Below are 12,814 nucleotides of genomic sequence, written 5' to 3'. Positions count from 1 at the left end.
CGCTCCCGCCAGGCCGTACAATAAAAACAATTTTATTTCAATGAATTGCGGCATCCAGATTCGATTAAATCCGCAATGGCACGGCTCTTGATGGATTCGGTAAAAAAGGCGCCGGAAAACGGCAAATACCAACCCTTTACCGACAGAGCTGACCATGAAAAACGAACCGACTCTTTTTTTGAACCCCATTCCGGTCCTTTCCAGCCCGGACGGCAGTGTTGCCTCGCATTGGCTCGAGCCTGGTTCCTGTTGCGCGGCGCCCGGCAAATGCGAACAGTTACATCAAAATTTTGCGGAGATTGCCGAATTGCAAAAGGCGCTGGCGCTGAGCCAACAGCAATTGGCCGACGCCAGGCGACAACTCGAATCGCTACACGCCGACCGGGCCGAGTTAAACCAACAATTGCGCGAAGTGGGCGAAAATTATCGCCAGGCCTTGCATGCGGCCCATCACGATGCGCTGACCGGACTGGCAAACCGCACGCTGCTGCAGGATAGGCTGCGCCAGGCCATGGCACTGGCAAACCGGCAGCAATCGCATCTGGCATTGTTGTTCATCGATCTCGACGACTTCAAAGCCGTCAACGACACGCTGGGCCATGCGGCCGGCGACCGTCTGTTAAGCGACGTCGCCAACCGGCTGCAAGCCTGCATTCGCAATTGCGATACCGCTTGCCGTTACGGCGGAGATGAGTTTTTGATACTGCTGACCGACATCGAGAATTCGAATCAGCTAAGCGCGGTAATCGATAAAGTTTACGAAACTCTGATCGCTCCCTACGCCTCGGCCATCGGCTACCTGACGCTGGACGTCAGCATCGGCACCGCGATTTACCGCCGCGGCAAACAATCGTGGGACGATTTAATCAGGCAGGCCGACCAAGCTATGTACCGCACCAAGGCTGCCAAGGCTTGAGTCCGGTCGGGCCGAGAGGGCGAGCTAATCCAGCCGGCGCAGCGCGACGAATTTGTTTCCCGGCCCCAATTCCATTTCGAAGTAACCCTGAATGCCGTTCTTGGCCAAATAGCGCTGAATGTTGCCGGCCGGAAACTGTATGCGGCGGCCGTCGTCGGCGACGGCGCTGACCGTTTTGGCGTGGCCTTGGTAGACGGCCAGAAATTGGCCGTAACTGAGATCGAGTCGGAAGCGGATAAATTGGTTGGCCATAAAAAAGCCGAGCCGGGATGGCCCGGCTCGGCTGTTCCGTCGGTTAACGGGCGTTTTGCAAAGCGGCAATCCGCTCTTCCAAAGGCGGGTGGCTCATGAACAAGCGTTGCACACCGCCGCCGTTGATGCCGAATGCCGCCAACTCGCCGGGCAATTGCGCCGGTTCGTGCGAGCGTTGCAACGCCCGCAAGGCGTCGATCATTTTCTGCCGGCCGGCTAATTGAGCACCGCCGGCATCGGCGCGGAATTCGCGGTAACGCGAGAACCACATCACCAGCATCGAAGCCAAAATCGACAAGGCGATTTGCGCGACCATTTGCGTGATGTAATACGCCGGACCGTAACCGCGTTCGGTCTTGAACACCGCCCGGTCGACCACATAACCGATGATGGTGGCGAAGAAATAAACGAAGGTGTTGACCACGCCCTGCATCAGCGCCATCGTCACCATATCGCCGTTGGCGACGTGGCTGATCTCGTGGCCGACCACCGCTTCGACTTCGTCGGCATTCATGGTGCGCAATAAACCGGTGCTGACCGCTACCAAAGCATTGTCCCGGTTAGCCCCGGTGGCAAAAGCATTGGCTTCCGGCGCATCGAAGATACCGACTTCCGGCATGCCGATACCGGCCATTTGCGCTTGGCGCGATACCACACTGACCAGCCATTGTTCGGTCTGGTTTTGCGGTTGTTCGATCACATGCACGCCCATTGCGCTTTTCGCCGACCACTTGGACATGAACAACGAAATCACCGAACCGGTCATACCGATTACCGCCGACATTGCCAGCAAGCCTTCGATGTTCAGATGTACGCCTTGAGCGTCCAGCGCGCCTTTCAAGCCTAAAACGTTAAAAATGATGCTGATCGCAATCATGATGGCCACGTTGGTAGCCAAAAACAGCAATATTCTCATCATGGCGTAACTTTCCTGTGTTGTTATGGTGTGGTGGCGATTTGGGGCGCCGAAAGATTAAATTCAAGGTTATAGAGTGATAACATCATTCAAAGTTTACTCAGAGGCAGATAAAAAATGAAAAGAATAAAGTCCCTGCTATTGCTCATGATTGCGAGCTTGCCCACGCTGGCCGCCAGCCCGGAACACGAGGCGGTTTTGAAACAACTGCACTTACCGCCCGGATTCAATATCCGGATTTTCGCCGACAATCTGCCCAATGCCCGACAGATGGCGTTGGGCGACAAGGGCGTGGTCTATGTCGGCTCCCGCCAGGGCAACGTCTACGCCGTGCAAGATAGGGACGGCGACGGCACGGCCGACCAGCGCTTCGTCATCGCCGAACAACTCAACTTGCCCAACGGCGTCGCTTACAAAGACGGCTCGCTCTACGTCGCCGAAATCCAACGCATCATTCGTTTCGACGAAATCGGCATGCGGCTGGCCAATCCGCCGAAACCGGTGACCGTCTACGACCGATTCCCGTCCGACCGCCACCACGGCTGGAAATATTTGCGTATCGGCCCCGATAACAAACTGTACACCGCAGTCGGCGCGCCGTGTAACGTCTGCGATCCGGAACAACCGATTTACGGTTCTTTGTTGCGGATGAACCGCGACGGCAGCAATTTGGAAATATTGGCGCGCGGCATCCGCAATACGGTCGGTTTCGACTGGGAAACCCGGACCGGCCATTTATTTTTCAACGACAACGGCCGCGACTATCTGGGCGACGATGTGCCGCCGGACGAATTGAACGAGTGGAACCCGGCCAACCATCACTTCGGCTTTCCCTACTGCCACGCCGGCAACATCCCCGATCCCGAATTCGGCGCCGGCAAAGAGTGTTACAAATACGCGGCGCCGGTCTGGCGCTATAAAGCGCATATTGCCCCGTTGGGCATGCGTTTTTATACCGGCAAGCAGTTTCCCGATGTCTATTTTCGGCAACTGATCGTGGCGCAACACGGCTCGTGGAACCGCAGCGAAGCGCAAGGCTACCAGGTCAACATCGTCAAATTCCGCGAGGGCCAGCCTTACAACGAACAACCCTTCATCAGCGGCTGGCTGACGGCCAAAGGCGAAGTGCTGGGCCGGCCCAACGACGTTCTGCAATTGCCGGACGGCAGCTTGCTGATCAGCGACGACAGTCTGGGCGTAATCTACCGGGTGACCTACGGCCAATGAGCGAAAAACGCTTCGAAATACTGGACTGCCGCACCGTTTACCACGGTTTTTTCCGACTGGAGCAATATACGCTGCGGCACACGCTGTTCAAGGGCGGCTGGAGCCAACCGCTAACGCGGGAATTGTTCCGCCGCGGCAATTGCGTGGCGGTGCTGCTGTACGATCCCGACCGCGACGAAGTCGTCATCATCGAACAATTCCGGGTCGGCGCGATTTTGCAGCCGCAGCGGGCCTGGCTGCTGGAAATTGTGGCCGGAGCGATTGAAGAAGGCGAAACCGCCGAAGAAGTCGCCTACCGCGAAGCGCGGGAGGAAGCCGGCTGCGAGATTCTGGATTTGATCGAAATCCAGCAATTTTTCACGACCCCGGGCGGCGCCTCCGAATGGATCACGCTGTTTTGCGGGCGAGTGGACAGCAGCGAGGTCGGTGGCATTCACGGCTTGGACGAGGAAGACGAGGACATCCGGGTCAGCGCTATCAAATTCGAGGAGGTGTTTGCCATGCTGCAACGCCGCGAAATCGAATCCGGCATTCCGATCATTGCCATCCAGTGGCTGTATATCCATCGCGACCAGCTACGGGAACGTTGGTTGGCCGCCGACGGGCAACCGGCGTAAGCGCCGGCTAGCGATTCTTTAACGACCCGCTTCGCCCGAGCCAGGGATTGGCTTTTTCCTGCAACCAGGCATGGGCGAACTCGTCGTTTTTGACGACCATGTCCAAAAACGCCGTGGTGGTGCCGATAACGGCGGCAACGTGTTTGTAACCCTGGTCCCGCCGGGTTTCTTCCGTGCGCGAGCCGCCAAACCAGGACTCGCCGCCGGCTTGAGGTCCGCCCATGCCGCCTCGGCGGCGGCCGGCGGCCATCGGCATTCCCTCCGCCAGCGCCGCCTCGTTGCGCCGCTCCGCCGCCGCGAAACGGCCGCCGAGTTCCGATCCCGCCAACACCTTATGCCCGCCGCCCTGCAGCAGCAACAGGTACTTGCCGCCTGCCGGCGCGTATTCCCACAATGCAGTTCTGACCGGCGCGGAACTGATCGCGTACGGATCGTTGTCTTCGCTGCCAGTGATACTTAACATCGGCAAAGTGAGCTTTTGAAATCGGCCGCGCACTTGGCCTTCGGCCAAATCGACCGACGGGCTCAGCACGATGGCGGCGACCGGTTGCCAATCGCCGCCGCCAGGCATATCGCCGGCGAACGCCTCGCCCGCCGCCGCGGAAACCGTCTGCCCGCCCAAATCGTAACCGGCCAATACCACTTTGGAAAAATCGGCCGCGGCAAATACCGGCGCCCGCATCTCGGCTCTGAGTTTCAGTTGCCGGTAAGCCCAATACAAATGCCCGAGCCGGCTTTTTAAACGATCCGGCGCAAAATATTGGTGGCCGACGTAGTGCAGTTCGCTGCTGCGCGCGGAACGCGATTGGCGCGGACGTTTCTCGCCAAACCAAGACTCGCCGCCGGGTTCGCGTCCGGGGCCGCCGTCCTCGTCCGCTTCTGCGGGAGTCGCCAACTCGTCCGCGTCCGGCAAGTCGAATTTACGTTCGGCTTCCAGTTGTTTCAAGGCCTGAGCGATTTCCACCGGCTGGACGCTGAATACGGCATAACCGGCCTTGGCCCAACTTTCCCGCCACAACCTGCCGGCCCCTGCGTCTTCGCCGATACTGGGCAGATAAATCACCAGCGGATAACTGCCGGCGGCTTTCGGCGCCAGCATTTCCACATCCAGCTCGACCCTATCGTGCAGCCAGCGGTCGCGGGCCGAATCCAGCTCGAAATTGCCGGCCGGCCGGTAGGCCCCGCTTTGCATCGCCTGCTGCAACTTCTCGAATTGCTCCTCCTGCCCCGGCAAGGTGGGCCGGGAAGAACAGGCGTTTAGCATCGGCAGCAGCGTAATTGCCAAAAGCAGACGATAGTTCGGGAACAATCTGGAGAAAACAGACATTGGTGCAAAACTCCGGCACGGGTAACGGAAAAAGCCAAAAACATAGTCTCAAGTATGCCCAACATAAAGCAAATCGGCGTTTGCCCAATGTAAAAATTGATTAATCGAGACGCCAACGGCCGTTTTCGCCGCGGATTAACTTGTAACCACCACCTTAATTCCATGCCAGATATCAAAGGTGCTGGTCATTTCGGCAGGGATTCGCTTTCGCGCTGTTACGGCTGCCGAAACCCGGATTCGACGGTCGGGTCGATGCTTGCCCTTCACGGTGCAGGATGTCCGCTCTTGTGGCCTTGCTGATGTCTTGGTGAGCGTAACGGCATTGGCTTAATCTGGCAAAGTAGAATCAAGCAGCCGCGCCAGCATCAACCGATCGGAGCAGGACGACCGACCAATATAACCGCATAAAACGCACGGTAAATTTCACCGCCGCCCGCATCGTTGTACAATGCGCGTTTTTCAGTACATTATCGGGTTGCGTATGGGGTTCGAACAATTAGCATCGCTGCGGGATCAACTGGCGCAACAGGCCGCTGCCGAAAAAGCGAAAAAGCAAGAAAAGAAAAAGCAGCACCAAGCGCCCAGCGCGGACGTCGATCCGGTGGTACAAACCATAGGCCAGTTGCAGAAGCGTTTTCCGACTATCTTTCCGAAAAGCCCGAACCCGAAAGTGCCGCTCAAAATCGGCATCCATAACGACTTGGTCGAATTGTCGGAACAACTCGGCATCGCCAAGGAAGCGCTGCTGGAAGCGATCAAAACCTGGTGTACCGGCAACCGCTATTGGGCCTGCATGGTCGAAGGCGCGATTCGGGTCGACCTGAACGGTAACGAAGCCGGCCGCGTCACCAAAGACAACGCCGTCCAGGCGCAGCGCCTGAAATACCGGTCGCAGAAGAAAAAACCGAAAAAAACCGAAACCAAGCCGGTTCGGCAGGCCCCCGCCGCCGAATAAAGCTCGCGAGGCGCTGGGATGGATTCTTTCGCCACGCCTCCGTCCGCCGCCACGCTGTCGCACCGGCAGCGCCTGCGCTACATCCTGAGCGGCTCGGCCGGCAATCTGGTCGAATATTTCGACTGGGCCATCTATGCCGCCTTCGCCCTGTACTTTGCCCCACTGTTCTTTCCGGAGGGCGACCAGACCGCGCAATTGCTGAATAACGCCGCAATATTCGCCGTCGGCTTCGTGTTCCGGCCGCTGGGCGGATGGCTGCTCGGCAGCCTGGCCGACCGCAGAGGCCGCAAGAGCGCGCTGCTGTTATCCGTGAGTCTGATGTGCCTGGGCTCGTTGATCATCGCCTGCACACCGGGCTACGCCGTCATCGGCAATTGGGCCCCGGCGCTATTGCTGTTTGCCCGCATGCTGCAAGGCTTCAGCATCGGCGGCGAATACGGCAGCTCCGCTACCTACCTCAGCGAAATGGCCGGCGCCAAGCACCGCGGTTATTACTCCAGCTTCCAATACGTGACGATCGTGCTCGGCCAACTGCTGGCGCTCGGGTTATTGATGCTGTTGCAACGTTACCTGTTAAGCAGCGCCCAACTGCACGCCTGGGGTTGGCGGATTCCGTTCGTCGTCGGCGGCACGTTGGCCGTGCTGGCGATCTGGCTACGCGGCAATATGGCCGAAACCGCCGCCTTCGCCGCATCGCGCCGGCATCCGCACCGACGTACGCCACTGCGCGAACTGGCGCGCCACCCCAGGGCGGTATTCACCGTCGTTGCCCTAACCGCCGGCGGCACGGTGTCTTACTATACCTTTACCGTCTACATGCAAAAATTCCTGGTCAATACCAGCGGCTTCAGCAAAGACGACGCCACGTTGATCTGCAGCCTGGGCTTGCTGGTATTCATGGCACTACAACCCGTATTCGGATTGATCTCCGACTACATCGGCCGCCGCACGCTGCTGATCGGCTTCGGCCTAGGCGCCACCCTATTCACCGCGCCGTTGCTGTCGCTGTTGGCGGCTGCCCACAGCGTCGAAACCGCACTGGGCTGGTACGTTTGCGCCCTGCTGATCACCTCCGGCTACTCGTCGGTCAACGCCATCGTCAAAGCCGAACTGTTTCCGGTGCACATCCGCGCCCTCGGCGTCGGTTTTCCGTATGCGCTGACCGTGGCCTTGTTCGGCGGCAGCGCCGAATACCTGGCTTTATGGCTGAAAAGCCAGGGCCACCCGGAATGGTTCGGTTATTACGTCAGCGGCTGCGCCGCGCTGGCGTTGTGCGTTGCCGTAACGATGAAAGAACCGCTACGCAGCTCGGCATTGGATTGCGACGACGATGCCGCTTAACTCTTTCCGGCTCCGCAGCGCTGCTTATACCGGCGCGGGCCTGTTGCTGGCCCTGCTTGCCGGGGGGTGCGCCACCTTGAGCCGGGAAGATTGCCTGCGCGGCGACTGGTTCGGCGTCGGCATGCACGACGGGCTCGGCGGCGAAACCGGCCAGCGTTTGGCGGATCACGCCGAAGCCTGCCGCGAGTACGGCATAGCCGTCGATCAATCGGCCTATTTCGCCGGCCGCGAGCAAGGCCTGACCGATTACTGCCGGCTGGACAACGCATTTAACGAAGGCTTGAACGGCCGCCAATACCGACACGTCTGCCCGCCGGCGATAGACGGCCAGTTTGCCCGCTACCACGCCGCGGCCTATGCCGTTTACGAAGACCGCAACGAACTGGACCGGCTGCAAAGCGACTTGTCCGGCAAGGAAAGCCGTCTGCGCGATAGCAAATTGACCGATAAGGAACGCGACCAGCTGCGCAGCGAACTGCGGGAACTGGACCGCCGCTACGATCACCGCCGCCAAGACCTGTATTTCCACGAACGACAACTCGACGACTTGCGCCGGGAGTTTTTTGGTTATCGTTGACGCCTGTCGATGGACCTTTACAACCTGGCGTTGACGACTGGCAATTGGGTTGAATATTTCGATTGTCGGTAAATGCTGTCCCGTTGCAGCCTATTCTCCGAACTGATTCAATATCTTCGCTAGGACCGATTACAGACGATCATTCCTGATCCGCGAAGATATACAGATAATAAAACCTTGGACCGTATTTCCGCGCAACAAATCTGATTTAACGCTTTGATAAATAATGAATAATTAGTGTTTTATCCTTTCACCCGCGATGATAATAAATCGCTTCAAGCTGAAAGAATTTACCTCGCATGAACTGCCGAAATTGGCGGGTCAGTGTATGGACATGGATACCTTTATCATAGGTCGGAACGACAACAAGAAGGAAGAAGTCAACTGAGCCTACCAAGTCGTAATGGTTGCCAACGATTAAAATAGACCACCAAAATTTGGAGAATCACCAATGCGCGGACACGATGCCATCCAAGAGAGCTGGTTCAGCTACGTCAGCCTGGAAGAGCGCATTCCCAAACAGCATCCGTTACGTCGTTTGCGATTGTTAGTCGATGGCCGTCTTGGCGTCCATGGATGCCGTGTTTGCCGAGCTTTACGCGCACACCGGGCCATCGATTGCCCCTGAAAAACTGCTGCGCGCCCTGTTGTTGCAAGTGCTGTACACCGTTCGTAGCGAACGGCAGTTGATGGAACAACTGAACTACAATCTGCCGTTTCGCTGGTTTATCGGTTTGGACGTCGACGATGCCGCGTGGGAGCGCAGCATATTCAGCGTCAACCGCGAACGTCTGCTATCCGAAGCGCTGAGTCGCGAATTTTTGAGCGGGTACTGGCCGTAGCCGACTCGTAAGAGCCGTGAAGGAGAATGGCAAAACCTGGTGTCCGACGAACACTTGAGCGTCGATGGCAGCCTGATTGAAGCCTGGGCCTCGGACAAAAGCTTCGTCAAAAAAGAACGATAGCGGTCCCGATAACAGGATGGTAAAAAACCGAGGGTGTAAGAATTTTTGTGTAAACGGCCATTAGGCAGGAAACTGCCCTTACTTTGAGGAGTAACTATGACCTTACCAAAATCCATCCCAACCGAACTGATCGACAGCTTGCTGTCAGGCTATCAAAAACCCGAAGACCTGTTGGGTGAAAACGGTCTTCTGAAACAACTGACCAAGGCCCTGGTGGAGCGGGCTTTAGAAGCTGAAATGACCGAACATCTCGGTCATGGCAAGCATGAAGCTGTCGGCAATCCTACCGGCAACACCCGCAATGGCAAGAGCCGGAAAACCCTGAAAGGCGACTTTGGCGAGTTGCCGATTGAGATTCCTCGGGATCGTCATGGCCACTTTGAGCCGCAAATCATTGGCAAACACCAATCCCGTTGGACGGGCTTTGACGACAAGATCATTTCGCTCTATGCCCGAGGTCTGACGGTCAGGGAAATCCAGAGCCATCTGGAAGAACTGTATGGCACTGAAGTTTCACCCACCTTGATCTCCTCGGTGACGGATGCCGTGATAGAAGAAGTCAAAGCCTGGCAATTGCGGCCGCTTGATCCGGTTTACCCCATCGTTTATCTCGATTGTATCCATGTCAAAGTGCGCGATACCGGTGCCGTGCGCGTCAAGGCCGTTTATCTGGCCATTGGGATTAACCTGCAAGGAGAGAAGGAAGTGCTGGGCTTATGGATCGCCCAAACCGAAGGGGCCAAGTTTTGGTTACAGGTCGTGACAGACCTGAAGAATCGCGGCGTGCAAGACATCTTCATTGCCTGTGTCGATGGCTTGAAAGGCTTTCCCGAAGCGATTGAAACCGTCTATCCACAGGCTGCCGTCCAACTGTGCATCGTTCACTTGGTCCGCAACAGTCTGAACTATGTCAGTTGGAAGATGCGCAAACAGATCGCCGGCGATCTCAAGCGAATATACCAATCAGCCAGCGTCGTTGAAGCAGAGCAACGACTGGCTGAGTTCGAGACGCAGTGGAACGAGGCCTACCCACCGATTGGCCAGATTTGGAGACGGAATTGGGATAGGATTATCCCTTTTTTCGACTATCCAACTGAAATACGTCGCATCATTTACACGACCAATGCCATCGAGTCCGTGAATATGAGTCTGCGGAAAATCACCAAAAATCGCGGCTCATTTCCCAGTGATGAAGCCTTGTCGAAATTGTTCTATTTAGCCCTGATGAATATCAGTAAAAAATGGACCATGCCGTTGCATGACTGGAAAGCTGCTTTGAATCGGTTTAGCATTCAGTTTGAAGACAGGATGCCCAATCGATAATTAAATCCCGTTTACACAAAATTCAGGACACCCTCAAAAAACCATATGCTGGACACTAATTTCACGGAAAAAATGACTGTATTTGGTGCCAAAGATTTTTTCCGCGATACTAAATACGAGCTCAATTGGCTTTAAAAACATGTTTTCATCAAGCTGTTAGATGGTTTTGTCAGGTGCCTGACTGCGAATATCGACTTTTCTGTGTACATTCATAACCCGAATAATCCATGTAATGCAATATTGATCAGAAGTTCAACAACTCGATTTATCATTACTTGTGACCTAGCGAAGCGATAATTACCATGAAACAACCCCCTCCTAAATCATTATTGCGGTGTTTCTTTTTTTGAATTCACCAAGCAAAAAATAACAATAACTCACATTCATGACCGATAAATCACCTGAAAACAACACAAACAAACATGAAGCCCATTCTAAATATCGTCCAGATATTGACGGATTACGCGCCGTTGCAATTATCTCCGTTGTAAGTTTTCATGCATTTCCGAACTTTATTACCGGAGGCTTCATAGGAGTTGATATCTTTTTTGTTATCTCTGGCTATCTTATTTCTTCTATTATTTTTGGCGAATTGAACCAAAACAAATTTAGCTTTCTCGATTTTTACATTCGTCGGATTAAACGCATATTTCCAGCACTATTAGCAATGATGACTACCTGTTTTATAGCCGGATGGCTCATTTTATTGCCAAACGAATACAAACAACTAGGTAAGCATATAGCAACTGGCGCTGGCTTCGTATCTAACTTTGCCTTTTGGCAAGAGAGCGGCTATTTCGACAGCACTGCCGAAACAAAACCACTATTGCATTTATGGTCTCTGGGGATTGAAGAGCAATTTTATCTTATCTGGCCGATTATATTATGGATTACATGGCAAAAGAAAATTAACTACTGGATTATTGCGACGATTATTACTCTAGCATCTTTTTTGCTGAATATAATAAAAATAAATTTCGACCAAGTTGCCGCCTTTTACTCACCACAAACAAGGTTTTGGGAGTTGATGATAGGCTCAATCGTAGCATACGTTCAAATACATAATAGCCACATTATAGCCAATATTAAAAATAAGCAACCTTCAGCTTCATTCTGCTCCGTCAATCCCCTATATTCAATAACATCCTCCAGTAATCCGCGAAATCATATTTCGTCTTTGTTGGGTATTATTTTGATAGGAATTGGTTTTGGACTGATTCATAAAGAAAGCAATTTTCCAGGTTGGTATGCTTTGTTACCGTCGCTGGGAGCAGCTCTTTTGATCGCGGCAGGGCAAGAAGCCCTAGTTAATCGCTTCGTTCTCTCCAATAGAGTGCTAATCTGGTTTGGACTGATTAGCTACCCACTTTATTTATGGCATTGGCCCCTATTATCGTTTGCAAGAATAATTAAAAGCGAAAATCCAAATACCGAGACCATCTGCCTAGCCGTTGCAACCGCTGTTTGCCTCGCTTGGCTCACCTATACGCTAATTGAAAAACCCATACGATTTGGAAGATACAGCAGACAAAAAGCAATTGCACTAGCTCTATCAATGTGTGCAGTTGGCTCTATCGGCTTCTACACATATAATCAAGGAGGTTTTGAACTTCGATTTCCAAAAACAGTTCAGGATCTCAATCAATACCAATACAATTTTCATGACGAGTATAGAGAATTTACATGCTTTCTCGAGCCTGAACAGGATTATACGGCATTCCAAGATTGCGGCGTCACTCGGGATAAAAACAAGAAGACTATATTAATATGGGGGGATTCTCATGCCGCACACTTGTACCCAGGATATAAAGAAATTTATGGAAATAGCTTTAATTTAATCCAACGAACTGCTGCTATTTGCCCTCCGATACTTAACACAGACTTTCCAAAGAGAAAATCCTGCAAAGATATAAATTCTAAGAACATTGAGCTGATAAGAGCCGAAAACCCGGATCGAGTTGTACTGTCCGCTCTTTGGTACGATTATGATTGGACGCAAGTTAAGAAAACAATTTCAGCATTAAAGGACAGTGGAATAAAAAATATTGACTTAATAGGGCAAGACCCATGCTGGACAGATGATTTGCCAAAATTGCTATACAAATATTTTAAAAACGACACAATGCATCAAATTCCGCGAAGAATGAAATTCGGCGTAGACGGTAAATGTTTAAAATTAGACCCCTTAATGAAAGAGTTTTCGGCTCAGCAACAAGTTAATTATATTTCGCCGACAGATATAATGTGCAACGACGAAGGATGTATCACAAGGTTGGGCGACACCATAGAATCCTTAACGGGATGGGATTCTGGACATTTTACTAGTGTCGGCTCCGTATATTTAGTTTCCCAATTTTCGCAATTTAATTACCTAACAGGTTGGTGAAAAACCATATTC

Annotated in this window: 12 protein-coding genes; 9 read left to right on the top strand and 3 right to left on the bottom strand. The window is 53.5% G+C overall.

Translation table 11 applies throughout. The features are described from left to right. The first annotated feature begins 154 nt into the window (after positions 1-154). Positions 155-916: a diguanylate cyclase domain-containing protein gene (locus VXJ35_RS05185; protein WP_064020746.1), complete on the top strand. Its 762-nt coding sequence runs from the start codon at positions 155-157 to the stop codon at positions 914-916. Between the two features lie 24 nt (positions 917-940). On the opposite strand, the gene VXJ35_RS05180 is transcribed toward VXJ35_RS05185, so the two are convergent. Both VXJ35_RS05180 and htpX read right to left on the bottom strand, forming a co-directional pair. Next, positions 941-1,168: a DUF2835 domain-containing protein gene (locus VXJ35_RS05180; protein WP_064020745.1), complete on the bottom strand. Its 228-nt coding sequence runs from the start codon at positions 1,166-1,168 to the stop codon at positions 941-943. Positions 1,169-1,211: 43 nt separating this feature from the next. Further along, the gene (gene htpX / locus VXJ35_RS05175; protein WP_064020744.1) at positions 1,212-2,087 is read right to left on the bottom strand and encodes a protease HtpX; all 876 of its coding nucleotides are present in this window, start codon (positions 2,085-2,087) and stop codon (positions 1,212-1,214) included. A 114-nt stretch (positions 2,088-2,201) separates the two neighbouring features. Here htpX and VXJ35_RS05170 point away from each other — a divergent pair, with 114 nt between their 5' ends. Both VXJ35_RS05170 and VXJ35_RS05165 read left to right on the top strand, forming a co-directional pair. Then, positions 2,202-3,311, top strand: a complete 1,110-nt coding sequence (locus tag VXJ35_RS05170; RefSeq protein ID WP_064020743.1) for a sorbosone dehydrogenase family protein — start codon at positions 2,202-2,204, stop codon at positions 3,309-3,311. After that, entirely contained in the window at positions 3,308-3,928 is a 621-nt protein-coding gene (locus VXJ35_RS05165) for an NUDIX domain-containing protein (protein ID WP_064020742.1), read from the top strand. The genes VXJ35_RS05170 and VXJ35_RS05165 overlap by 4 nt, the downstream gene beginning before the upstream one ends. A gap of 7 nt (positions 3,929-3,935) precedes the next feature. On the opposite strand, the gene VXJ35_RS05160 is transcribed toward VXJ35_RS05165, so the two are convergent. Continuing rightward, positions 3,936-5,255 (bottom strand): hypothetical protein, encoded by a 1,320-nt coding sequence (locus VXJ35_RS05160; RefSeq protein WP_157198085.1) that lies wholly within the window; start codon positions 5,253-5,255, stop codon positions 3,936-3,938. 481 nt (positions 5,256-5,736) lie between these two features. Here VXJ35_RS05160 and VXJ35_RS05155 point away from each other — a divergent pair, with 481 nt between their 5' ends. The 6 genes from VXJ35_RS05155 to VXJ35_RS05130 all read left to right on the top strand — a co-directional run bounded on the left by VXJ35_RS05155 (position 5,737) and on the right by VXJ35_RS05130 (position 12,802). Then, positions 5,737-6,210 carry a ProQ/FinO family protein gene (locus tag VXJ35_RS05155; RefSeq protein ID WP_064023376.1) on the top strand — a complete coding sequence of 158 codons (474 nt, stop codon included), beginning with the start codon at positions 5,737-5,739 and terminating at the stop codon, positions 6,208-6,210. 18 nt (positions 6,211-6,228) lie between these two features. Next, positions 6,229-7,551, top strand: coding sequence for an MFS transporter (locus VXJ35_RS05150; protein ID WP_197495969.1), 1,323 nt, complete (start codon positions 6,229-6,231; stop codon positions 7,549-7,551). Beyond that, positions 7,541-8,128, top strand: coding sequence for a DUF2799 domain-containing protein (locus VXJ35_RS05145; RefSeq protein WP_064020740.1), 588 nt, complete (start codon positions 7,541-7,543; stop codon positions 8,126-8,128). Before VXJ35_RS05150 ends, VXJ35_RS05145 begins: the two co-directional genes overlap by 11 nt. A gap of 572 nt (positions 8,129-8,700) precedes the next feature. Continuing rightward, entirely contained in the window at positions 8,701-8,970 is a 270-nt protein-coding gene (locus VXJ35_RS05140) for a transposase (protein WP_197495968.1), read from the top strand. Between the two features lie 219 nt (positions 8,971-9,189). Next, positions 9,190-10,416 (top strand): IS256 family transposase, encoded by a 1,227-nt coding sequence (locus tag VXJ35_RS05135; RefSeq protein ID WP_064020593.1) that lies wholly within the window; start codon positions 9,190-9,192, stop codon positions 10,414-10,416. Between the two features lie 385 nt (positions 10,417-10,801). After that, positions 10,802-12,802 (top strand): acyltransferase family protein, encoded by a 2,001-nt coding sequence (locus VXJ35_RS05130; RefSeq protein WP_064020738.1) that lies wholly within the window; start codon positions 10,802-10,804, stop codon positions 12,800-12,802. The last annotated feature ends 12 nt before the right edge of the window (positions 12,803-12,814 follow it).

This window comes from Methylomonas sp. DH-1, from assembly GCF_046097555.1.
GTDB classification, from domain to species: Bacteria; Pseudomonadota; Gammaproteobacteria; order Methylococcales; family Methylomonadaceae; genus Methylomonas; species Methylomonas koyamae.
The sequence above is the reverse complement of the archived record's forward strand: the minus strand, read 5'-3'. Positions and strand labels throughout refer to the sequence as shown.

Coding starts and splice junctions, on each gene's coding strand:
- VXJ35_RS05185 (WP_064020746.1), top strand. CDS start 155: ATGAAAAACGAACCGACTCTTTTTTTGAACCCCATTCCGGTCCTTTCC.
- VXJ35_RS05180 (WP_064020745.1), bottom strand. CDS start 1,168: ATGGCCAACCAATTTATCCGCTTCCGACTCGATCTCAGTTACGGCCAA.
- htpX (WP_064020744.1), bottom strand. CDS start 2,087: ATGATGAGAATATTGCTGTTTTTGGCTACCAACGTGGCCATCATGATT.
- VXJ35_RS05170 (WP_064020743.1), top strand. CDS start 2,202: ATGAAAAGAATAAAGTCCCTGCTATTGCTCATGATTGCGAGCTTGCCC.
- VXJ35_RS05165 (WP_064020742.1), top strand. CDS start 3,308: ATGAGCGAAAAACGCTTCGAAATACTGGACTGCCGCACCGTTTACCAC.
- VXJ35_RS05160 (WP_157198085.1), bottom strand. CDS start 5,255: ATGTCTGTTTTCTCCAGATTGTTCCCGAACTATCGTCTGCTTTTGGCA.
- VXJ35_RS05155 (WP_064023376.1), top strand. CDS start 5,737: ATGGGGTTCGAACAATTAGCATCGCTGCGGGATCAACTGGCGCAACAG.
- VXJ35_RS05150 (WP_197495969.1), top strand. CDS start 6,229: ATGGATTCTTTCGCCACGCCTCCGTCCGCCGCCACGCTGTCGCACCGG.
- VXJ35_RS05145 (WP_064020740.1), top strand. CDS start 7,541: ATGCCGCTTAACTCTTTCCGGCTCCGCAGCGCTGCTTATACCGGCGCG.
- VXJ35_RS05140 (WP_197495968.1), top strand. CDS start 8,701: ATGGATGCCGTGTTTGCCGAGCTTTACGCGCACACCGGGCCATCGATT.
- VXJ35_RS05135 (WP_064020593.1), top strand. CDS start 9,190: ATGACCTTACCAAAATCCATCCCAACCGAACTGATCGACAGCTTGCTG.
- VXJ35_RS05130 (WP_064020738.1), top strand. CDS start 10,802: ATGACCGATAAATCACCTGAAAACAACACAAACAAACATGAAGCCCAT.